Below are 21,027 nucleotides of genomic sequence, written 5' to 3' on the forward strand. Positions count from 1 at the left end.
GGCCGCAGCGGCACGCGAAGCACACCGCAAGGGGGAGGCCCGATGGAGGCGCTGTCCGCCGCCGGGGAACCGGCGATAGCCACCCACGCGCTCACCAAGCGCTACAGGGGCGGGCAGCTCGCCGTCGACCGGCTCGACCTCGTCGTGCCGCGCGGCAGCGTCTTCGGCTTCCTCGGCCCCAACGGCTCCGGCAAGACCACGACCATCCGCATGCTGATGGGGCTGATCGAGCCGACGTCCGGCACCGCGCGCGTCCTCGGCGAGGAGATGCCGCGGGCCGGGCGGCGCGTGCTGCCCCGGGTGGGCGCGCTGATCGAGGGGCCCGCCCTCTACGGCTTCCTCACCGGCCGCGACAACCTCCTGCGGTTCGACGCGGCCGATCCGACGGCCGACCCGCGCACCCGGCGGGCCCGGGTGGACGCCGCCCTGGACCGGGTGGGGCTGGTCGCCGCGGCGGGCAAGAAGGCCCGCGCGTACTCCCTCGGCATGAAGCAGCGGCTGGGCCTGGCCGCGGCGCTCCTCCAGCCCCGCGAGCTGCTGGTGCTCGACGAGCCCACCAACGGCCTCGACCCGCAGGGCATGCGCGAGATCCGCACCCTGGTGCGCGGCCTCGCCTCCGAGGGCACCACGGTCTTCCTCTCCTCGCACCTGCTGGACGAGATCGAGCAGGTCTGCACGCACGCCGCCGTGATGGCCCAGGGCCGCCTCCTGACCCAGGGCACGGTGGCCGAGCTGGCCTCCTCCGCGCGCGGCAGGCTGGCCGTCACCACGCCCGACACGGCGGAGGCCGTCCGCGTGCTCAAGGAGCACGGCGTGAACGACCTCACCGTCGACGACGACCGCGTCACCGGCGAACTGCCCGCCGCGGTCCCGGAGCTCGCCGAGCTCAACGCCGCCCTCGTGCGGGCCGGGGTCCGCGTCCGCTCCTTCGGCACCGCCCGGGCCTCCCTGGAGGACGCCTTCGTCGCACTCACCGGAGAGGGATTCGATGTCGCAGGCTGAGCTCACCACGGCAGCCGCGGGGCGGGCCGCGCCCAGCCCGCTGTGGGCGCTGTCGCTCTTCCGCAGCGAAGTGGGGACGGTGTTCCGGCGGTGGCGCACGATCGCGCTGCTGGGCGTCCTGGCGGCCGTTCCCGTCCTGGTCGGCATCGCCGTGAAGATGGAGACGGACGACGGCGGCGCGGCCGGGCACGGGGGAGGCGGGCCGGCGTTCATCTCCCAGGTCACCAACAACGGCCTCTTCCTGGTCTTCACCTCCCTCGCCGCGACCCTGCCGTTCTTCCTGCCGATGGCCGTCGGCGTGGTCGCGGGCGACTCGGTGGCGGGCGAGGCGAGCTCCGGCACGCTGCGGTACCTCCTCGTCGCCCCTGCCGGCCGCACGCGGCTGCTGCTCGCCAAGTTCTCGGCGACGCTCGCGTTCTGCTGCGCGGCGACGCTGACCGTGGCCGCCTCCGCGCTCGCCGTCGGCGCGATCCTCTTCCCGCTCGGCGACGTCACCCTGATCAGCGGGGTGACCGTCTCCTTCGGGGAGGGGCTGCTGCGGGCGCTGGCGGTCGCCGGGGCGGTGGCGCTGTCGCTGGTGGGCATAGCCGCGCTCGGGCTGTTCGTCTCCACGCTCACCAACAGCGGGATAGCGGCGATGGCCACGACGGTGGGGCTGCTGATCACGGCGCAGATCGTCGACCAGTTCCCGCAGCTGCACGCGGTCCAGCCGTACCTCTTCCCGCACTACTGGCTGAGCTTCGCGGACCTGCTGCGCGCACCCGTCTACTGGGACCAGCTCCTGGACAACGTGGGCTTGCAGGCGCTGTACGCGGCGGTGTTCGGCTCGGCGGCGTGGGCGAGGTTCACGTCGAAGGACGTGACGGCGTAACGGTTTTTCGCGGCACGGGCCTCGCCGGTGAGGGGTTCGTCGGCGAGGCCCGGCAAGCGCGTGCCTAGAAGCTGAGCTTCCAGCTGTTCAGCTGGCCGCTGTCCTGCGCCGCGATGTCCTGGACGCGGAGTTTCCACGTGCCGTTCGCGGGCTCCGACGAGGCGTCCACCGTGTACGTGGCGATGACGTCGTGCGCGGAGTCGTTGCCGCTGGAGTCCTTCAGGCGGTACGCGCGCCCGCTCGGTCCGACGAGGTCGACGACCAGGTCACCGCGCCACGTGTGCTTGATGTCGACGGAGACCTTGAGGGCGGACGGGGCGTTGCCCGTCAGCCCGGAGACCGTCACGGGCGACTCGACGGCCGGCCCCGCGTCCGGGATCGGGAGCTGGCTCTTGCTCTCGAAGACCTTCCCCTGCGGCGGGTTGGTCGTGCCGCCGCTCAGCGTCCACACCGCGCTCGCGATGGCGTCGGTGTTGGTGTCGAGCGCCTTGTCGTTGATGTTCGCCGACGTGTCGCACGACGCGTGGTAGCAGCGGTCGAAGGGCTGGCCCGCGGTGCCGCCCCACTTCTGGGCCTGAGCGGCCGTCTTGCGGTAGTCCGCGCCGCTGAAGAGGCCGCCGACGGGTATGCCGGCCTGCTGGAAGGGCGCGTGGTCGGAGCGGCCGTCGCCCTCGGTGTCGATCTCGGTGGCGATGTTCTTCGCGGCGAACCAGTTCTCGAAGAGGGCCTTGAGGTTCTGGTCGTAGCCGTAGACGAAGTAGCCCGGGTTCGGCGAGCCGATCATGTCGAAGTTGAGGTACGCGTCGATCTTCCCGCGCTCACCGGCGGGCAGCTGGTTGACGTAGTAGCTCGACCCGCGCATGCCGAGCTCCTCCGCGCCCCACCAGCCGAACCGCAGGTGCTTGGCGGGCTTGTAGCCCTCGCGGGCGACGGCGAGCGCGGTTTCGAGGACGCCGGCCGAGCCGGAGCCGTTGTCGTTGATGCCCGGCCCCGCGGAGACGGAGTCCAGGTGGGCCCCGGCGAAGACGACGTGGTCCGCGTCGCCGCCGGGCCAGTCGGCGATGAGGTTGTAGCCGGTGGAACCGCCGGTGGTGAACTGCTGCACGGTCGTGGTGAACCCGGCGGCGTCGAGCTTGCCCTTCACGTAGTCGATCGAGGCCTTGTAGCCGCTGCGGCCGTGGGCGCGGTTGCCGCCGTTGGCCGTGGCGATGGACTGCAGCTGGGCGAGGTGGGCCTTGATGTTGGCGACGGGGATGTCGGGTCCGGCGGCGACGGCGGGCCGGGCCGAGGCGGTGGTGGGGACCGCCAGGGCCGGGCCGGCGGCGACGCCGAGCAGGGTGGCCGCGAGCGCGGCGCCGGTGGCCAGGAGGCCGGCCGGACGGGTGCGGCTCGTGGATCTCGGTGGGTGGGTGGGCAGGGTTGGTCCGTTGAGTTCAGGCATGGGGGGCTCCCAACTCCATTTGACGTGGCCATGATGTTGGGGGCGGCCTGAAAGAGCGTCAAGGGCGGATTCCGGACACGGGACGCCGGTTTCCGGATATCGGGCGGCGGGTTACTGCCCCTGAGCTGTGACTTCTGGTGTCTCTGAGGCTGATGTGACTTCTGTGTTAAGTCGCTCGCCTGGGGCCGTAGCCGTAGCCGTAGCCGCGGTCGTGGTCGCAGCCGCGGCACCATGCGTACGAGCCCGGGCCTCCGCCGCCCGCAGCTCCAGCCGCCCGCGCCGCGCCGTCCGCAGCGCGTCCCACGTCAGCAGCGCCAGCGCGAGCCACACCAGCGCGAAGCCGGCCCAGCGCTCCGGCGGCATCCCCTCGTGGAACACCAGCAGCCCCAGCACGAACTGGAACGTCGGCGCCAGGTACTGCACCATCCCCACCACCGACAGCGGCAGCCGCACCGCGGCCGCGCCGAACAGGATGAGCGGCAGCGCGGTGATCGCCCCCGAGCACATCAGCAGCGCCGTGTGCCCCGCGCCCGCGGACAGGAACGTGCTGCGCCCCGTCGCCCCCAGGAACACCAGGAACCCCGCGGCGGGGAGGAACTGCACGGCCGTCTCCGCCGCCATCGACTCCAGCCCGTCCAGCCCCACCTGCTTCTTGACCAGGCTGTACGTGCCGAACGACGCCGCGAGCACCAGCGCGATCCACGGCAGCCGCCCGTACGCCACCGACAGCACGATCACGGCGGCCGCGCCGACGCCGACCGCCGCCCACTGCGCGGGGCGCAGCCGCTCCCGCAGGACGGCCACGCCGAGGGCGATGCTCACCAGGGGGTTGATGAAGTAGCCCAGCGACGTCTCCACGACGTGCCCGGAATTGACGCCCCAGATGTAGACGCCCCAGTTCACGGAGATCGTGGCGGCGCACAGGACGATCAGGGCGAGGCGCTTGGGCTGCCGGAGCAGGGGGCGTATCCACGCCCAGCGGCGGGTCACGGCGAGGACGGCCAGCACGGCGATCAGGGACCACACCATGCGGTGGGCGAGGATCTCGGCGGCGCCGGAGGGGTGGAGCAGGGGCCAGTAGAGGGGGAAGAGGCCCCAGAGGCCGTAGGCGGCGAAGGCGCAGAGGAGGCCCTTGCGGGTTTCTGTGCGGGGTGGTGGTGCGGGTTTTTGCATGTCCCCTCCAAGGTGTGGTGCGTCCTTGTGAAGGTAGCGGAGGAGGTCCGGCACCGCCGGGGACGTGGTCGGTGGCTGATCACCGCCGCGGCGGAGGGACTTTCCCCTGACCCGCCCCTTCCCGAAACCCCTGCGGGGGCTACGGGCCGGGCCTTGGCCCTCCGGACCGGCGGTGCCCTCCCCGCCTCAAGGCGTGCGGGACCGCTCCCGCATCCGTTCCATCGCCACCGTCACGTCGAACGGCACCACCGTCACCGCCACGTTCGGCAGCCGTTGCAGCGTCTTCGCGAGTTCGTCGCCCGAGTCCGTGTGGAGGAGCGCGGAGAGGGGGCGGGCGTACGTCCGGCGGGGGACGAGGAGCGTGAGGGCCGTCGTCCCGTCGGCGGTGACGCGTGCGGCGAGCCCCGCGACCGCGTGCCGCAGCCGCCGGTCCGGGCACTCGACCAGCTCCAGCGGCACGTTCGTGCCCGGCAGCTCCTCCCACCGCGCCGCGAGTCGCCGCGCCCGCTCCATGTCGATGGCGAAGTGCAGGGCCCGCACCTGGTCCGGCCGCAGCTCGTGCGCGTACCGCAGCGCCTTGACCGTGGCGAGGTCGAGGACGTCGACCAGGACGTACACGAAGTGCCGCCGCCACCGCGGCTCGTCGTCGGTGAGCGGCGTCATCTCCTCCAGCGCCGCGGCCTCCTCCCGGTACTCGCGGTTGATGCGGATGAGCGCCCACACCCCGAGCGGGAAGACCACGACGACCAGCCACGCGCCCTCGGTGAACTTGGTGATCGCGAAGATCACGACGACGAGGGCGGACACCACGGACGCGGCCAGGTTCGCCCAGATCTTCCAGGCGCTCTCGCGCCGCCGCCAGTGGTGGGCCGTCATCCCGGCGGCGGCCATCGTGAAGCCGGTGAAGACGCCGATCGCGTAGAGCGCGACGAGCTTGTCGACGTTCGCGCCGGTGACCAGGAGCAGGGCGAGTGCGACGACGGTGAGGGAGATGATGCCGCCGGAGAAGGCGAGCCGGTGCCCGCGCCGCGTCAGCTTGCGGGGCAGGAAGCGGTCCTCGGCGACGAAGCTGGCGAGGAAGGGGAAGCCGGTGAAGGGCGTGTTGGCCCCCGTGTAGAGGATGAGCGCGGTCGCGAGCTGGACGTAGACGAGCCCGGCCGTGCCGAGCCAGCCGTCGCCGAAGACGATGTCGGCCTCCTGGGCGATGACGGTCGGGTTGCCGTCCGCGTACGGGACGGCGTGCGTGAAGTGGGCGAGGGCGGAGACGCCCAGCACCATGACGGCGAGGATGCAGCTCATGGCGGTCAGCGTCCGCCGCGCGTTGACGCCCTGGGGGGTGCGGAAGACGGAGACGCTGTTGGAGATGGCCTCCAGCCCGGTCAGCGAGGAGCCGCCGTTGGCGAAGGCGCGCAGCACCATGAACAGCGAGGCGCCGTAGAGCCAGCCGCTGTGCTCCCGGCCGAGCGGTACGACCCCGGCGGCGTGCAGGTCGGCGTGGGGCAGCCCGCCGTCGAGCGCCCGGACGAGGCCGACGACGAGCATCAGCGCGACGGCGAGCATGAAGAGGTACGCGGGCAGCGCGAACGCCCGCCCCGCCTCACGGATCCCGCGCAGATTCCCGTACATCAGCAGCACCACGATGGCGATGGTGACGGGGAGCTTGAGGTGGTCGATGCCGGTGTAGCCCTCGCCCGTGAGGTGGGCCAGGGAGATGAGCGCGTCCGTGCCGGCCGCGGTCTGCACGGCGACGGTGACGATGTAGTCGACGAGCAGGGCGACCGCGGCGATCTGGGCGACGCGCGGCCCGAAGTTCTCGCGGGCGACGACGTACGAGCCGCCCGCGCGCGTGTACACGGACACCACGTCGCGGTAGGAGATCGTCAGGAGCAGCAGCACGAACAGGATCGCGCCGGTCACCGGCATGAGCAGGGTGAACGCGGCGGCGCCGACGACGGGGACGAGGATGCGCAGCATCTCCTCGGGGCCGTACGCGGTGGAGGAGATGCAGTCGGAGGCCAGCACCCCGAGCGCCATGGGGTTGCCGAGCTTCTCGTGGGAGAGCTGCTCGGTGACGAGCGGCGGACCGAGCAGCCGGCACTTCACGCGGTAGGCGAGCCGGTCGCGGACGACGGGAGGGGATGCGACGCCGGGGTCGGCGGGAGGGGGCGTGACTTCGGGGTCGGCCATACCCATATGAGAGCGGCTACCCCGGCCTCCGGCCGTGAGACGCCCCGGGCCCCGGCCCCGTAAAACGCCGGACGGGCTGAATCATCAGCCCGTCCGGCGTGTGGTGACGCGGTGCGGTGGCGGCTAGCCGGCCACCGTCCAGGTGTCGTTGCCGGCGAGGAGGGCGCCGAGGTCGCCCTTGCCCTTCTGCACGATGGCGGCTTCGAGCTGGTCGGCCATCTGGGTGTCGTAGACGGGCCGGTCGACGCTGCGGAAGACGCCGATGGGGGTCTGGTGCAGGGTGTCGGGGTCGGCGAGGCGGGACAGCGCGAAGGCGGTGGTCGGGGACGCGGCGTGCGCGTCGTGGACCAGGAGGTCGCCCTCGTTCTCGGGGGTGACGGTGATGACCTTCAGGTCGCCGGTGGCCCGGTCGCGGACGACGCCCTTGTCGTTCTCCGCGCCGAAGCGGACGGGCTGCCCGTGTTCGAGGCGGATGACGGCTTCCTTGGCCTGCTCGCGGTCCTTGAGGGGCTCGAAGGCGCCGTCGTTGAAGATGTTGCAGTTCTGGTAGATCTCCACCAGCGCCGTGCCGGGGTGGCCGGCGGCCTGGCGCAGGACCTCGGTGAGGTGCTTGCGGTCGGAGTCGACCGTGCGGGCCACGAAGGACGCTTCGGCGCCGATGGCCAGCGAGATGGGGTTGAACGGTGCGTCCAGGGAGCCCATGGGCGTGGACTTGGTGATCTTCCCGGTCTCCGACGTCGGTGAGTACTGGCCCTTGGTGAGGCCGTAGATCCGGTTGTTGAACAGCAGGATCTTGAGGTTGACGTTGCGGCGCAGGGCGTGGATGAGGTGGTTGCCGCCGATGGAGAGGGCGTCGCCGTCGCCGGTGACGACCCAGACCGACAGGTCGCGGCGGCTGGTGGCCAGGCCGGTGGCGATGGCGGGGGCGCGGCCGTGGATGGAGTGCATCCCGTACGTGTTCATGTAGTACGGGAAGCGGGAGGAACAGCCGATGCCGGAGACGAAGACGATGTTCTCTTTGGCCAGGCCGAGTTCGGGCATGAAGCCCTGGACGGCGGCGAGGATGGCGTAGTCGCCGCAGCCGGGGCACCAGCGGACTTCCTGGTCGGACTTGAAGTCCTTCATCGTCTGCTGGGCTTCGGCCTTGGGCACCAGCTTCAGTGCCTCAGTCATCGATGGCCTCCTTGAGCACGTCTGCGAGCTGGGCGGCCTTGAAGGGCATGCCGCTGACCTGGGTGTGGGAGCGGACGTCGACCAGATAGCGGGCCCGGATGAGGGTGGCGAGCTGGCCGAGGTTCATCTCCGGCACCACGACCTTCTCGTAGCGCCGCAGGACCTCGCCGAGGTTGGCGGGGAAGGGGTTGAGGTGACGCAGGTGCGCCTGGGCGATGTGGTCGCCGGCGGTGCGCACCCGGCGGACCGCGGCGGTGATCGGACCGTAGGTCGACCCCCAGCCCAGAACGAGGGTGTCGGCCTCGCCCGTGGGGTCGTCGACCTCCAGGCCGGGGACGCTCACGCCGTCGGTCTTGGCCTGGCGGGTGCGGACCATGAAGTCGTGGTTGGCCGGGTCGTAGGAGATGTTGCCCGTGCCGTCCTGCTTCTCGATCCCGCCGATGCGGTGCTCCAGCCCCGGCGTGCCCGGCACCGCCCACGGGCGGGCCAGCGTCTGCGGGTCGCGCTTGTAGGGCCAGAACACCTCGGTGCCGTCGGCCAGCGTGTGGTTCGGGCCCGTGGCGAACCGGGTCCGCAGGTCGGGCAGTTCGTCGGGCTCGGGGACCCGCCACGGCTCCGAGCCGTTGGCCAGATAGCCGTCGGACAGCAGGAACACCGGCGTGCGGTAGGTCAGGGCGATCCGCGCCGCGTCCAGCGCCGCGTCGAAACAGTCCGCCGGCGTCTTCGGTGCCACGATCGGCACCGGCGCCTCGCCGTTGCGCCCGTACATCGCCTGGAGCAGGTCCGCCTGCTCGGTCTTCGTCGGCAGGCCGGTGGAGGGGCCGCCGCGCTGGATGTCGACGATCAGCAGCGGCAGTTCCAGTGACACCGCGAGACCGATCGTCTCCGACTTCAGCGCCACGCCGGGGCCGGACGTCGTGGTCACGGCCAGCGCGCCGCCGAACGCCGCGCCCAGTGCGGCACCGATGCCGGCGATCTCGTCCTCGGCCTGGAAGGTGCGCACGCCGAAGTTCTTGTGCTTCGACAGCTCGTGCAGGATGTCGGACGCCGGCGTGATCGGGTACGAGCCCAGGTAGAGGGGCAGGTCCGCCTGCCGGGCGGCGGCGATCAGCCCGTACGACAGGGCCAGGTTCCCCGAGATGTTCCGGTACGTGCCGGCCGGGAAGGCGGACGTCGCGGGGGCGACCTCGTAGGAGACGGCGAAGTCCTCCGTCGTCTCACCGAAGTTCCAGCCGGCCCGGAACGCCGCCACGTTGGCCTCGGCGATCTGCGGCTTCTTCGCGAACTTCTTCCGCAGGAAGTCCTCGGTGTTCTGCGTCGGGCGGTGGTACATCCACGACAGCAGGCCCAGCGCGAACATGTTCTTGCTGCGCTCGGCCTCCTTGCGGGAGAGCCCGAAATCCTTCAGCGCCTCGATCGTCAGCGTCGTCAGCGGCACGGGGTGGACGTTGTACCCGTCCAGGGTGCCGTCCTCCAGCGGGCTGGTGGCGTAGCCGACCTTGGCCATGGTGCGCTTGGCGAACTCGTCGGTGTTGACGATGATCTCGCCGCCCCGGGGGACGTCCGCGAGGTTGGCCTTCAGCGCGGCCGGGTTCATCGCCACCAGCACGTCCGGGGCGTCGCCCGGGGTGAGGATGTCGTGGTCGGCGAAGTGCAGCTGGAAGGACGAGACGCCCGGCAGGGTCCCGGCGGGGGCCCGGATCTCGGCGGGGAAGTTCGGCAGCGTCGAGAGGTCGTTGCCGAACGAGGCGGTCTCCGAAGTGAAACGGTCGCCCGTCAGCTGCATGCCGTCCCCGGAGTCACCCGCGAACCGGATGATCACCCTGTCCAGCCGCCGCACCTCCTTCGCCGACGGCGGACTCGCGTCCACGGGCGTCGGAGCCGCCGCGGCCCCGCTCGGCTGCTCGGCTGGTACGGCCTGTTCGGCCGGGCTGCTGACCTGGCTGGTCACTGCTTCGGACCTCCCTCTGGCGGCGGCGCGCACATGGTGGTGCCCGACCGGCGTTCCCACGGCCATCGTACGTGGGTAAGGCCTGCCTACCTGGGATGGATCACAAGAAGAAGCGGAGGGTGGAGCTTCCACTTGTCCTGGTACGGGCGGATTTGGCGGGTCCGGTCGATCGTGGCCCGCCGGTCCGCCCGTGCTAGGTCTTTCGTGCTAGGTCTCCGGCCGGGCGACCCCCTCTCACCAGGGCGGCCGCCGGTCGCTGAGGTTGCGTCAGGTGATCAGGAGCGGAGGTAGGTCAGCACGGCCAGCACCCGCCGGTGATCCCCATCACTAGGGGAAAGCCCAAGTTTCATGAAGATGTTGCTGACGTGCTTCTCGACCGCTCCGTCGCTCACCACCAGCTGCTTGGCGACGGCCGAGTTCGTCCGCCCCTCGGCCATCAGCCCGAGCACCTCGCGCTCGCGCGGCGTGAGCCCCGCGAGCACGTCCTGCTTGCGGCTGCGGCCCAGCAGCTGGGCGACGACCTCGGGGTCCAGCGCGGTGCCGCCGCGGGCCACGCGCACCACCGCGTCCACGAACTCGCGGACCTCGGCCACGCGGTCCTTGAGCAGATAGCCCACGCCCGTGCTGCTGCCGGCCAGCAGCTCCGTCGCGTACTGCTCCTCGACGTACTGCGACAGGACCAGAACGCCCAGCCCCGGATGAAGGCGGCGCAGCTCCACCGCCGCGCGCACGCCCTCGTCCGTATGCGTGGGGGGCATGCGGACGTCCGCGACCACGACGTCCGGCAGCGCGCCCTCGTCCGCGAGCTCACGGACGGCCTTGATCAGCGCCTCGCCGTCGCCGACGCCGGCCACGACGTCGTGGCCCCGGTCGGTCAGCAGCCGGGTCAGGCCCTCCCGAAGGAGCACCGAATCCTCGGCGATGACGACTCGTACCCTGTCCTCCACGATGTGCGGCTCCCCCGTCCGGCGGCAATGACGGAGGCCAGCATGTCACGCGGAGCGGTGCTGCCAGGCCCTGTGCGGCCCGGTGCGGCGCGGCCCGGAGCGCCGCGCTAGCCCCGCCACGGCAGCTCCGCCGTCACCGTCGTCGGGCCGCCCTGCGGGGAGTGGACCACCAAGAGGCCGTCCACCGAGCCCAGGCGTTCCGCGAGGCCGGCCAGGCCGCTGCCGCCGGACGTCGACGCGCCGCCCTTGCCGTCGTCCCAGACTTGCAGCATCAGCCGGTCCGCCGAGCGCCACACGTCCACCCGCGCGCTCCGCGCCTCGCTGTGCTTGCTGATGTTCTGGAGCAGCTCGGAGACCGTGAAGTACGCGATGCCCTCGATCGCCGCCGCCGGGCGGGCCGGCAGGTCCACCTCGGCCTGCACGGCGACCGTGCAGCGCGCGGCCAGCGCGGACAGGGCCGGGCCGAGGCCCCGGTCGGTGAGGATCGCCGGGTGGATGCCGCGGGCGAGGTCGCGCAGCTCTTGCAGGGCGAGCTTCACCTCGCCGTGCGCCTCGTCGACCATCCGCGCCGCCGCCTCCGGGTCCTCCTCCAGCTTCTCCTTGGCCAGGCCGAGGTCCATGGCGAGGGCGACGAGGCGGGCCTGGGCGCCGTCGTGGAGGTCGCGCTCGATGCGGCGCAGGTCGGCCGCCGCGGTGTCCACGACCACCCCGCGGTCCTCCTCCAGCTCCCACACCCGCTCCGCGAGCCGCGACGGGCCGAGCAGGCCGGCCACCAGCAGCCGGTCGCCGTAGGCGAGGCCGCGGATCACCCAGGGGGTGGCCAGCACCACGAGCAGGCCGGCGGCGCAGGTCACGCCGATCTCGAACGGGTTGTCGAGGAAGAAGTCCGTGTCGTGCGCGGAGTCGCCGTAGAGCTGCATGCCGGGCTGGCCCCACCACGTCGGGTACATCCACCAGTAGGCCGGGTAGAGGAAGAGCATCCAGCCGACGGACCACATCACGAGCGAGACGGTGAACGTCGCGATGGACCACGGCAGGAGCAGCACCGAATAGAGCAGGTGCCGCCACGACACGCCGCTCTTGAGCAGCGCCCCGGTCCACGGCAGGAGCCCGCGCCGCCCGTTCCGCGCGCGTACGGGCTCGGGCTCGCTGATCTCCATGCCGAGCAGGGCCCGGGCGCGGGCCCGCTCGACGGCCCCCACCGCCCGTGCGCCGACGAGCGCCGCGGCCAGCACCGGCACGCCCACGAAGGTGATCAGCATGCCGACGCCGGCCGCCGTCATCGTCACCGCGTAGGAGAAGGCGACGACCGCGATCGGCAGGCTGAGCAGGTGGTGGAGGAACTCGCGCCAGGTGCGGCCCTCCAGGGGCGCGCGCAGCACGGCGGGCACGCGGTGGGGCCGGCGTGCGTCGCGTGTCTCCGCCCGTCCGTAATCCATGGCCATGACGGTGGTCTCTTCCTGCTCGCTGGGTGCGGTGGTCCGCGGTGGTGTCCGTACCTCAAGGCTCGCGGAGCGGGCGGGCCCGGACCATGGAGGGAGTCGGTGTCCCGGGGGTGGGGTTCTCCCTACCTCCGGGTTCTCGGTGGGACCCGCCGGTCTCGGTGGGACTCGCGGCTCAGCCCGCGGCCCGGTCCCGCCACGGCAGCTCCGCCGTGACGACCGTCGGCCCGCCGGCCGGCGAGTCCACCGCGAAGAAGCCGTCCACCGAGCCCAGCCGTTCCGCGAGCCCGGACAGCCCGCTGCCGCCCGTCGTCGTCGCGCCGCCCTGACCGTCGTCGCGCACCTGGATCAGCAGCCGCCGGCCCTTGCGCCACAGCTCGACCTCGGCCGTCCGCGCCCGGCTGTGCTTGCTGACGTTCTGGAGCAGCTCGGAGACCGTGAAGTACGCGATGCCCTCGATCGCCGGCGCCGGGCGCTCGTCCAGGTCGACCGAGACCGACACCGGCACGGTGCAGCGCGCGGCGACCGACGACAGGGCGGCGTCCAGGCCGCGGTCCGTCAGCACCGCCGGGTGGATGCCGCGGGCGAGGTCGCGCAGCTCTTGCAGGGCGAGCTTCACCTCGCCGTGCGCCTCGTCGACCATCCGCGCCGCCGCCTCCGGGTCCTCCAGGACCTTCTCCTTCGCCAGACCCAGCCCCATGGCCAGGGCGACGAGGCGGGCCTGGGCGCCGTCGTGGAGATCGCGCTCGATGCGGCGCAGGTCCGCCGCCGCGGTGTCCACGACCACCCCGCGGTCCTGCTCCAGCTCCGCGATCCGCCGCTCCAGCTCGCTGGAGGGGCTGAGCAGGCCGCGCACCATGGCGCGGTCCAGGTTGGTCATGCCGCGCGCGGCGAAGCCGAGGAGCGGCCAGCCGACGAAGATCAGGCACAGCGTGAGCCCGAAGGTCAGGACGCCCCAGGGCAGCCGGATGAAGCCGTAGAGGGTGGTGCGCCAGCCGACCGGGTCCTTCAGTGCCGACCACATCCAGGGGAAGAAGCCCCGGTCGCCCCGCTGCCGGGAGAGCGGGCTCGGGTCCTCGACGTGCACGCCCAGCAGCGCCCGCGCCCGCCGCCGCTCGGCCTTGCCCAGCGCCCGCGCGCCCGTCAGGCCGAGCGCCAGCAGCGGCAGGCCGATGACGGTGACGGACGAGACGACGCCGGCGTAGAGCCACAGTGACACGTAGACGAAGCCGATCAGCGCCTCCGGGAGGTTGAGGAGGAGGTGCGCGACCTCCTTCCACGTCCGCGCGTCGAAGGCGAAGCGGGCAGGAGGGAGGGAACCGTCGCCGCTGCCGGAATCATCCGGGAAAGAGGTGTTTGTATACTTTTCTTCACCTCTGATGTTTCCTCTAGTGTTTCCGGTATCGCTCGTATTGCTCGACGTGCTTTTCGCGGCACTGCTGGCGGTCATACCCCCAAGCCTGCACGGCCGGTACCGGCCGTCGCCATGGGGACCATGGGTGGGGAAGGGTGGGGATAACCCCACCAGGGCCTAGACTCCCGTGCGTACAGAACGTCGAACACGCGGGACAGGGAGCGAGGGCGGACGTGGCCGCGGACTACTTCCACAGCTATTCCGTGGTGGGGCTGCTCGCCGTCGTCGGCGTGCTCTTCGTCGCCGTGGCCTTCGGGGCCGGGCGGCTGCTGCGGCCCGTCGTGCCGACGCCCGAGAAGCTGCTGACGTACGAGTGCGGCGTCGACCCCGTCGGCGAGGGCTGGGCCCACACTCAGATCCGCTACTACGTCTACGCCTTCCTGTACGTGATCTTCGCCGTGGACTCGATCTTCCTGTTCCCCTGGGCGACGGTGTTCGCCGCGCCGGGCTTCGGCGGGGCCACGCTCGTGGAGATGTTCATCTTCCTCGGCTTCCTCGCCATGGGCCTGTTGTACGCATGGAAGAAGGGCGTCCTGGAGTGGACGTGACACCCGTCGACCTCCCCCTCCCCGAGCCGCGCCGGCTCGGCCCGCTGGCCAGGCTGGCCCCGGAGCCGATGAAGGTCGTCCTGAACTGGGGACGCCGCTACAGCCTGTGGGTCTTCAACTTCGGGCTCGCCTGCTGCGCGATCGAGTTCATCGCGGCGTCCATGGCGCGGCACGACTTCATCCGGCTCGGCGTCATCCCGTTCGCGCCGGGGCCCCGGCAGGCCGACCTCATGATCGTCTCGGGCACGGTGACGGACAAGATGGCGCCGGCCGTGAAGCGGCTCTACGAGCAGATGCCCGAGCCGAAGTACGTGATCTCCTTCGGCGCCTGTTCGAACTGCGGCGGCCCGTACTGGGACTCGTACGCGGTCACCAAGGGCGTCGACCAGATCATTCCCGTGGATGTGTACGTGCCCGGCTGCCCGCCGCGGCCCGAAGCGCTGCTCCAGGGCATCCTGAAGCTCCAGGAGAAGATCGCGCGGGAGTCGCTGGGCGAGCGGTACGGGTCCGGCGGCGCGGGCGCGTCGGCCGCTGCGCTGCGCAGCGGGCTGGTGACGCCGGCGCCGGCGGCCGCGCCGGAGGAGACGGCCCGATGAGCGAACCGACGCCCGAGTCCGAGTCCGCTCCTGAGGCTGCTCCCGCTCCCGAGACGGCCGTCGGCTGGCTGCCCGGCGGGGCGGTTTCGCTCTTCGGCGAGGGCGCGACGGCGGAGGAGACGTACGACCTGCTCACCGTCGACGTCCCGGCCGAGCGGTGGATCAGCGCGCTCGAAACGGCCCGGGACCGGCTGGGCTGCACGTTCTTCGACTGGCTGAGCGCCGTGGACGAGCCCGGTACGGGCTTCCGCGTCTGCGCGCACCTGGCCGCGCTGCCGGGCGGGGGAGAGGGCACGCGCACGCGCCGGCTGCTCCTGCGCACGACGGTGCCGCACGAGGCGCCGGCCCTGCCCACCGCCGTCGGCGTGTACGCGGGCGCGGCGTGGCACGAGCGCGAGACCCACGAGATGTTCGGCATCGGCTTCCCGGGCCACCCGCACCTGGCCCCGCTCCTCCTCCCGGACGCCTTCGAGGGCCACCCGCTGCGCAAGGACTTCGTCCTGGCGGCGCGGGTCGCCAAGGCGTGGCCGGGCGCGAAGGAGCCGGGCGAGACGGCGGACGGCGGCCCCAAGCGCCGCCAGATGCTGCCGCCGGGCGTCCCCGACCCCAACGAATGGGGCCCCCTCAAGGGCCAGCTCCCCCCGGCCCCGGCCCGCCCGGCCCGCGCTCCCCGCGCGGCGGGCGACCGCCCGGCCCGCCGCACGCCTCCCGGGGCGGAGGGCGCGGCCCCGGTCCGGCGTGCGCGCACCGCGAGCGAGGGCTCGGCAAGCCAGGCGGAGGCGGCACCCCCGGTCCGCCGTGCGCGCAGCGCGTCGGAAGGCTCGGCCAGCCAGACGGAGGGCGCGGCCCCGGCCCGTCGTGCGCGCAGCGCGGCGGACGGCTCCGCCAGCCAGGCCGAGGCCGCCGCGCCGCCCCGCCGAGCGAGCGAGGGCTCAGCGAGCCAGGCGGAGGGCGTGGCCCCGGCCCGTCGCACGCGCAGTGCGTCGGAAGGCTCGGCGAGCCAGGCAGAGTCCGCGGCTCCGGCGCGCCGTACGCGCAGCGCGGCGGACGGCTCCGCCAGTCAGGCGGGGGAGTCCGCCGCCCCAAGGCGTACCCGCCCGGCGGCCACCGGCTCCTCCGACGCCCCGTGGCACCACGCCCGCCCGGCCTTCGAAGAGCCCCCGACCCAGCCGGCAGCTTCCCCCCGCGACGGCGACCAGCCGGAGCACCGGAGCCCGGCGGAGCCGGAGTCCTCAGCCGCGCCGGCAGACTCGCCCGAGCCGCAGGCTCCCTCCCGCCGCGACGGCGCTCAGCCCGAGCGTCGGGATTCGGCGGTGCCGGACTCACCGTCCGCCGAGGCGGATGTTCCGGCCGCGCCGGCAGACTCGCCCGAGCCGCAGCCTTCCTCCCGCCGCGATGGCGCTCAGCCCGAGCGTCGGGATTCGGCGGTGCCGGACTCACCATCCGCCCAGGCGGAGGACTCGGCTGCACCGGCAGACACCTCCGAGCCCCCGGCGGAGCCGACCGGCGTTCAGCCGGAGCCCCCGTCTGCACCGGCAGCCACCTCGGAGCCGCAGCCTTCCTCCCGCCGCGATGGCGCTCAGCCCGAGCGGCGGACCCCGGCGGTGCCGGACTCACCGTCCGCCGAGGCGGATGTTCCGGCCGCGCCGGCAGACTCGCCCGAGCGCCGGAGCCCGGCGGTGCCGAACGCCCCTGACCGCGACGCCCCCGCCGGCGACGGCGAACCCCCGAGCGGAAAGGGCCCCGCCGGAGGCGACCCCGCCGCAGGCGAGCCGCCCGCCGCAGGCGACGGCGCACCCCAGAACGACACGAACCCCGCCGGAGGCGACCCCGCATGAGCGACACTCTCGACGTCGTCCTGCGCCTCCTCGCCGTCTTCGTCGTCTTCCTCGTGCTGCCTCTGGTCATCGGCCAGACCGAGCACAAGGTGATGGCCCACATGCAGGGCCGCCTCGGCCCCATGTACGCCGGCGGTTTCCACGGCTGGGCCCAGCTCGTCGCGGACGGCGTGAAGTTCGCGCAGAAAGAGGACATCGTCCCGGCGGGCGCGGACCGCCGCATCTTCCAGCTCGCACCGGCCGTGGCCCTCCTCCCGTACCTGCTGGTGCTGGTCGCGATCCCGGTCGGCCCGGGCAACGCCGTGGGCCAGGTGGTCGACGCGGGCATCTTCTTCGTGCTGGCCGTGATGGGCGTCGGAGTGCTCGGCTCGCTGATGGCGGGCTGGGCGTCGGCGAACAAGTTCTCCCTGCTGGGCGGCCTGCGCACGGCCGCGCAGCTCATGGCGTACGAGCTGCCGATGCTGCTCGCCGCGGCGAGCGTGGCGATGGCGGCGGGCACGGTCTCGCTGCCGGGGATCGTGGACGCCTTCCACTGGTGGTGGGTGCCCTGGCAGATCGTCGGCGCGGTGGTCTTCTTCGTCGCCGGCCTGGCCGAGCTGCAACGCCCGCCGTTCGACATGCCGGTCGCCGACTCCGAGATCATCTTCGGCGCGTACACCGAGTACACGGGCCTGCGCTTCGCGCTGTTCCTGCTGTCGGAGTACGCGGGCATCGTCGTCCTGTGCGGCCTGACCACGGTCCTTTTCCTCGGCGGCTGGCACGGCCCGTTCGGCGCCGACGGCCTGGGCTGGCTGTGGACCCTGCTGAAGACGGCGGTCCTGGCCTTCGTCGTGATCTGGCTGCGGGTGACCTACCCGCGCCTGCGCGAGGACCAGCTCCAGAAGCTGGCCTGGACCGCCCTCATCCCGCTCGCCCTGGCGCAGATCGCGCTGACGGGCGTCGTCAAGGTGGTGACCCAGTAGTGGGCATTCCCGGCTCGGGCCTCGCGAAGGGCCTCGCCGTCACGCTCCGCACGATGACGCGCCGCGCGCACACCGCGCAGTATCCGGACGTCCAGCCCGAGCTGCCGCCCCGCACGCGCGGTGTGATCGGCCTGTTCGAGGAGAACTGCACGGTCTGCATGCTGTGCGCCCGCGAGTGCCCGGACTGGTGCATCTACATCGACTCCCACAAGGAGACGGTGCCGCCGGCCGCCCCGGGCGGCCGCGAGCGCAGCCGCAACGTCCTCGACCGCTTCGCGATCGACTTCTCGCTCTGCATGTACTGCGGCATCTGCATCGAGGTGTGTCCCTTCGACGCGCTGTTCTGGTCGCCGGAGTTCGAGTACGCCGAGACCGACATCCAGGACCTGGTCCACGAGCGGGACAGGCTCCGCGAGTGGATGTGGACCGTGCCGGAGCCGCCGGCGCTCGACCCCGCGGCCGAGGAGCCGAAGGAGATCGCGGCGGCCCGCAAGACGGCGGAGAAGCTGAAGGCCCAGCAGGCCCAGCAGGACCAGGAGGGAGAGGCATGACCGGCGCCATGACGACGCTCGCCGCGAGCACGGCCCCGCACGGCTTCCTCTCCCCGACCGGCGTGGAGATCGTCTTCCTCCTCGTCGGCCTCGCCACCCTCGGCGCGGCCGTCGTGACGGTCACGACCAAGCAGCTGGTGCACGCCGCCCTCTGGCTGGTCGTCGCCCTCGGCGGGCTCGCCGTGGAGTACCTGCTGCTGACGGCGGAGTTCATCGCCTGGGTACAGGTCCTGATCTACGTCGGCTCCGTGGTCGTCCTGCTCCTCTTCGGGCTCATGCTCACCAAGGCCCCCATCGGCCGCTCCCCGGACGCCGACTCCGGCAACCGCTGGGCCGCCCTCGGGGTCGCCGCGGCCGCGGCCGCCGCCCTCGTGTGGGTGGTCGTGGACGCCTTCCGCACGACCTGGATCGGCCTGGACGGCGACGCCCCCCAGGGCACGACGAAGGTCTCCGGAGAGATCCTCTTCCGGCACTGGGTGCTGCCCTTCGAGGCGCTGTCCGTGCTGCTGCTCGCCGCGCTCGTCGGCGCGATCGTCCTCTCCCGCAAGAGGGACAAGGAGGGGGAGCGCTGATGCACCTCGTCTACCCGGCCGTCCTCGCGGCCCTCCTCTTCTGCACCGGCCTGTACGGCGTCCTGGCCCGGCGCAACGCGATCCTGGTCCTGATGTCCGTCGAGCTGATGCTCAACGCCGTCAACCTCAACCTCGTCGCCTTCGACGTCTGGCTGCGCGACGAGCTGCACGCGGGCCAGGCCCTCACCCTCTTCACCATCGCCATCGCCGCCGCCGAGATCGGCATCGGCCTGGCGATCGTGCTCCAGGTCCACCGCAACCGCGGCACCGCCGACGTCGACCGCCTGCGCGACCTGCGCGACGACGCCCCCGACGCCGGATCCGACACCGAACGCGCAGACCGCGAGGAGAAGGCCGAGGCCGCCGCGTGAGCACCACGACCACCGCCGTCCTCGTCCCCCTGCTGCCGTTCCTCGGCGCCCTCGCGGGCCTCCTGACGGGCCGCCGCGCGCCCGGCTTCGTACGGCCCCTCGCCGTCCTGCCGACGCTCGCCGCGGCCGTGCTCGCCGCCGTCGTCGCCTGGCGGCAGGGCGGCGGGGACGCCCTCGACGCCGCCACCCGGCTCACCCCGACCGGCTCCGTGCCGATCGACCTCGCCCTGCACCTCGACGGCTTCGCCGTCCTCGTCGCGCTCCTCGTCGGCGTCGTCGCCACCTGCGTCCAGCTCTACTCGACGGCCTACCTGCGCGACGACCCCCGCTACCCCTCCTACGCCGCCCTCGTCTCCCTTTTCACCGCGGCCATGCTGCTCGTCGTCTACTCGGGCGACCTCATGGTGCTGCTGGTCGGCTGGGAGATCATGGGCATCTGCTCGTACTTCCTGGTCGGCCACTACTGGGAGACCGAGGCCGCGCGCACCGCCTCCCTCAAGGCCTTCCTGGTCACCAAACTCGGCGACGTCCCCTTCCTGATCGGCATCCTCGCGCTGGCCGCCGACGCCGGGACCTTCCGGATCAACGGCATCCTCACCGCCGTCACCTCCGGCGGCATCGACCACCCCACGCTGATCGCGCTGCTGCTCCTGGCGGGCGTCGCGGGCAAGTCCGCGCAGTTCCCGCTGCACACGTGGCTGCCCGACGCGATGGCCGGCCCCACGCCGGTCTCCGCGCTGATCCACGCCGCGACGATGGTCGCGGCCGGCGTCTACTTCGTCGCCCGGCTCCTCCCCCTCTTCGCCGCCTCCACGGCCGCGCTCGTCGTCCTCGCCGTGATGGCCGCCGTCACCATGGTCGGCTCCGGCCTCGCGGCCCTCGCCCAGGACGACATCAAGCGCGTCCTCGCCTACTCGACCGTCGGCCAGCTGGGCTACATGACCGGCGCCCTCGCCGTCGGCGACCGGAGCGCGGCCGTCTTCCACCTGGTCTCGCACGGCGCGTTCAAGGCCCTCCTCTTCCTCGGCGCCGGCGTGATCATCCACGCCGCCGGCACGAACTCGCTGGCCGCGATGGCCCGCACCGGCGGCCTCGCCAAGCGCATCCCCGACGCGTACTGGACGATGACCGTCGCCCTCCTCGCGCTCGCCGCGATCCCCCCGTTCAGCGGCTTCTTCTCCAAGGAAGCCGTCCTCGGCGCGGCCGAGCACGCCGCCTCCGGCGACGCCGAGGGCATCCCCGGCGCGGCCGGCTGGCTCGTCCTCACCGCGGGCCTCCTCACGGCCCTGCTCACCGCCGCGTACGCCACCCGCCTGTGGCTGATGGCCTTCCGCGGCACGGGCCCCGGGGCCGCCGACCACGGCAAGCAGCCCGCCGCGATGAACACCGTCCTGTGGATCCTGTTCGTCCCCACGCTCGCCCTCGGCCTCGCCGCCTGGAAGCTCCCCGACTGGTTCGACGGCGGATCGCTCACCCCGACGCTCACCACCTCCGTCCTCTCCACCGGCTGCGCCCTCGCCGGCGCGAGCGTGATGTACGCGGCCTGGCGCCGCACCGCCGCGCTCGCCGCCCGCACCCCCCTCGGCGCCGTCGCCGCGGACCCGGACGCGGCCCCGTACGTCTCCGAGGAGGAGAGCATCGCCACCCACGAGGCCGCCTACGGCGACATCGCGGCGGCACCCGACCCGGCCGACCCCGGCCGGACCCTCCTCGGCCCCCTGCACCGCCACGCCGCGGCCGGCTTCCACCTGGACGCCGTCTACTCGGCCCTGTTCGTCCGGCCCACGCGCGCCGCCGCCCGCCTCGCCCGGTTCCTCGACCGCGAGGTCGTCGAGACCTACGTGCGCAGCGCGGGCACCGCACCCCGCCTGCTCGGCGAGGCCGTCCGCCGCGCCCAGACCGGCAACGTGCAGACGTACCTGAGCGCCCTGTTCGCCGGCGCCGTCGTCCTGGCCGTAGCGGCCGTGCTCGTAGCCAACGGAGCCTGA

At 72.7% G+C, this 21,027-nt stretch carries 18 protein-coding genes; 10 read left to right on the top strand and 8 right to left on the bottom strand.

All coding sequences use genetic code 11. From position 1 onward, the window contains the following. Window positions 1-42 precede the first annotated feature (42 nt). Both D7231_RS18065 and D7231_RS18070 read left to right on the top strand, forming a co-directional pair. On the top strand, window positions 43-1,002 hold the full coding sequence (locus D7231_RS18065; protein ID WP_120756521.1) for an ABC transporter ATP-binding protein: 960 nt from the start codon (window positions 43-45) through the stop codon (window positions 1,000-1,002). Continuing rightward, window positions 989-1,873 (top strand): ABC transporter permease, encoded by an 885-nt coding sequence (locus D7231_RS18070; RefSeq protein WP_120756522.1) that lies wholly within the window; start codon window positions 989-991, stop codon window positions 1,871-1,873. The genes D7231_RS18065 and D7231_RS18070 overlap by 14 nt, the downstream gene beginning before the upstream one ends. 64 nt (window positions 1,874-1,937) lie before the next feature. Here the strand turns inward: D7231_RS18070 and D7231_RS18075 are convergent, their stop codons facing one another. From D7231_RS18075 to D7231_RS18110, 8 genes are all read right to left on the bottom strand, one after another. Continuing rightward, the gene (locus D7231_RS18075) at window positions 1,938-3,314 is read right to left on the bottom strand and encodes a M28 family metallopeptidase (protein ID WP_120756523.1); all 1,377 of its coding nucleotides are present in this window, start codon (window positions 3,312-3,314) and stop codon (window positions 1,938-1,940) included. Window positions 3,315-3,425: 111 nt separating this feature from the next. Continuing rightward, window positions 3,426-4,487 (bottom strand): EamA family transporter RarD, encoded by a 1,062-nt coding sequence (gene rarD, locus D7231_RS18080; RefSeq protein ID WP_120756524.1) that lies wholly within the window; start codon window positions 4,485-4,487, stop codon window positions 3,426-3,428. Window positions 4,488-4,673: 186 nt separating this feature from the next. Beyond that, complete coding sequence (locus tag D7231_RS18085; RefSeq protein ID WP_120756525.1) at window positions 4,674-6,674, bottom strand: APC family permease; 2,001 nt, start codon at window positions 6,672-6,674, stop codon at window positions 4,674-4,676. Window positions 6,675-6,797: 123 nt separating this feature from the next. After that, the gene (locus D7231_RS18090; protein WP_120756526.1) at window positions 6,798-7,847 is read right to left on the bottom strand and encodes a 2-oxoacid:ferredoxin oxidoreductase subunit beta; all 1,050 of its coding nucleotides are present in this window, start codon (window positions 7,845-7,847) and stop codon (window positions 6,798-6,800) included. Continuing rightward, entirely contained in the window at window positions 7,840-9,798 is a 1,959-nt protein-coding gene (locus tag D7231_RS18095) for a 2-oxoacid:acceptor oxidoreductase subunit alpha (protein WP_120756527.1), read from the bottom strand. The genes D7231_RS18090 and D7231_RS18095 overlap by 8 nt, the downstream gene beginning before the upstream one ends. Before the next feature lie 275 nt (window positions 9,799-10,073). Next, a complete protein-coding gene (locus D7231_RS18100) occupies window positions 10,074-10,745 on the bottom strand; it encodes a response regulator transcription factor (protein WP_120756528.1) in 672 nt (223 codons plus the stop codon). Window positions 10,746-10,852: 107 nt separating this feature from the next. After that, window positions 10,853-12,190, bottom strand: coding sequence for a sensor histidine kinase (locus D7231_RS18105; protein ID WP_120756529.1), 1,338 nt, complete (start codon window positions 12,188-12,190; stop codon window positions 10,853-10,855). A 172-nt stretch (window positions 12,191-12,362) separates the two neighbouring features. Further along, window positions 12,363-13,637 carry a sensor histidine kinase gene (locus D7231_RS18110; RefSeq protein WP_120756530.1) on the bottom strand — a complete coding sequence of 425 codons (1,275 nt, stop codon included), beginning with the start codon at window positions 13,635-13,637 and terminating at the stop codon, window positions 12,363-12,365. A gap of 137 nt (window positions 13,638-13,774) precedes the next feature. Between D7231_RS18110 and D7231_RS18115 the strand changes: the two genes are divergently transcribed. Genes D7231_RS18115 through D7231_RS18150 form a run of 8 tightly spaced genes read left to right on the top strand, consistent with a single transcriptional unit; the run spans window position 13,775 to window position 21,027 of the window. Next, window positions 13,775-14,149 carry an NADH-quinone oxidoreductase subunit A gene (locus D7231_RS18115; protein ID WP_120756531.1) on the top strand — a complete coding sequence of 125 codons (375 nt, stop codon included), beginning with the start codon at window positions 13,775-13,777 and terminating at the stop codon, window positions 14,147-14,149. Further along, window positions 14,140-14,745, top strand: coding sequence for a NuoB/complex I 20 kDa subunit family protein (locus D7231_RS18120; protein ID WP_199739405.1), 606 nt, complete (start codon window positions 14,140-14,142; stop codon window positions 14,743-14,745). The genes D7231_RS18115 and D7231_RS18120 overlap by 10 nt, the downstream gene beginning before the upstream one ends. Beyond that, window positions 14,742-16,583 (top strand): NADH-quinone oxidoreductase subunit C, encoded by a 1,842-nt coding sequence (locus D7231_RS18125; RefSeq protein WP_120756533.1) that lies wholly within the window; start codon window positions 14,742-14,744, stop codon window positions 16,581-16,583. Before D7231_RS18120 ends, D7231_RS18125 begins: the two co-directional genes overlap by 4 nt. After that, window positions 16,580-17,545 (top strand): complex I subunit 1/NuoH family protein, encoded by a 966-nt coding sequence (locus D7231_RS18130; RefSeq protein ID WP_120756534.1) that lies wholly within the window; start codon window positions 16,580-16,582, stop codon window positions 17,543-17,545. Before D7231_RS18125 ends, D7231_RS18130 begins: the two co-directional genes overlap by 4 nt. Beyond that, window positions 17,545-18,096, top strand: coding sequence for a NuoI/complex I 23 kDa subunit family protein (locus D7231_RS18135; RefSeq protein WP_241999784.1), 552 nt, complete (start codon window positions 17,545-17,547; stop codon window positions 18,094-18,096). The genes D7231_RS18130 and D7231_RS18135 overlap by 1 nt, the downstream gene beginning before the upstream one ends. Beyond that, window positions 18,093-18,668 (top strand): NADH-quinone oxidoreductase subunit J family protein, encoded by a 576-nt coding sequence (locus D7231_RS18140; protein ID WP_228774235.1) that lies wholly within the window; start codon window positions 18,093-18,095, stop codon window positions 18,666-18,668. The genes D7231_RS18135 and D7231_RS18140 overlap by 4 nt, the downstream gene beginning before the upstream one ends. Continuing rightward, complete coding sequence (nuoK, locus tag D7231_RS18145; protein WP_030368447.1) at window positions 18,668-19,039, top strand: NADH-quinone oxidoreductase subunit NuoK; 372 nt, start codon at window positions 18,668-18,670, stop codon at window positions 19,037-19,039. Before D7231_RS18140 ends, nuoK begins: the two co-directional genes overlap by 1 nt. Next, window positions 19,036-21,027 (top strand): NADH-quinone oxidoreductase subunit 5 family protein, encoded by a 1,992-nt coding sequence (locus D7231_RS18150; protein WP_120756535.1) that lies wholly within the window; start codon window positions 19,036-19,038, stop codon window positions 21,025-21,027. The genes nuoK and D7231_RS18150 overlap by 4 nt, the downstream gene beginning before the upstream one ends.

This window comes from Streptomyces klenkii (assembly GCF_003626645.1).
Taxonomy (GTDB): domain Bacteria; phylum Actinomycetota; class Actinomycetes; order Streptomycetales; family Streptomycetaceae; genus Streptomyces; species Streptomyces klenkii.

Excerpts from the sequence above, each read along its gene's own strand:
- D7231_RS18065 (WP_120756521.1), top strand. The coding sequence starts at position 43 with ATGGAGGCGCTGTCCGCCGCCGGGGAACCGGCGATAGCCACCCACGCG.
- D7231_RS18070 (WP_120756522.1), top strand. The coding sequence starts at position 989 with ATGTCGCAGGCTGAGCTCACCACGGCAGCCGCGGGGCGGGCCGCGCCC.
- D7231_RS18075 (WP_120756523.1), bottom strand. The coding sequence starts at position 3,314 with ATGCCTGAACTCAACGGACCAACCCTGCCCACCCACCCACCGAGATCC.
- rarD (WP_120756524.1), bottom strand. The coding sequence starts at position 4,487 with ATGCAAAAACCCGCACCACCACCCCGCACAGAAACCCGCAAGGGCCTC.
- D7231_RS18085 (WP_120756525.1), bottom strand. The coding sequence starts at position 6,674 with ATGGCCGACCCCGAAGTCACGCCCCCTCCCGCCGACCCCGGCGTCGCA.
- D7231_RS18090 (WP_120756526.1), bottom strand. The coding sequence starts at position 7,847 with ATGACTGAGGCACTGAAGCTGGTGCCCAAGGCCGAAGCCCAGCAGACG.
- D7231_RS18105 (WP_120756529.1), bottom strand. The coding sequence starts at position 12,190 with ATGGCCATGGATTACGGACGGGCGGAGACACGCGACGCACGCCGGCCC.
- D7231_RS18110 (WP_120756530.1), bottom strand. The coding sequence starts at position 13,637 with ATGACCGCCAGCAGTGCCGCGAAAAGCACGTCGAGCAATACGAGCGAT.
- D7231_RS18125 (WP_120756533.1), top strand. The coding sequence starts at position 14,742 with ATGAGCGAACCGACGCCCGAGTCCGAGTCCGCTCCTGAGGCTGCTCCC.
- D7231_RS18130 (WP_120756534.1), top strand. The coding sequence starts at position 16,580 with ATGAGCGACACTCTCGACGTCGTCCTGCGCCTCCTCGCCGTCTTCGTC.
- D7231_RS18140 (WP_228774235.1), top strand. The coding sequence starts at position 18,093 with ATGACCGGCGCCATGACGACGCTCGCCGCGAGCACGGCCCCGCACGGC.
- nuoK (WP_030368447.1), top strand. The coding sequence starts at position 18,668 with ATGCACCTCGTCTACCCGGCCGTCCTCGCGGCCCTCCTCTTCTGCACC.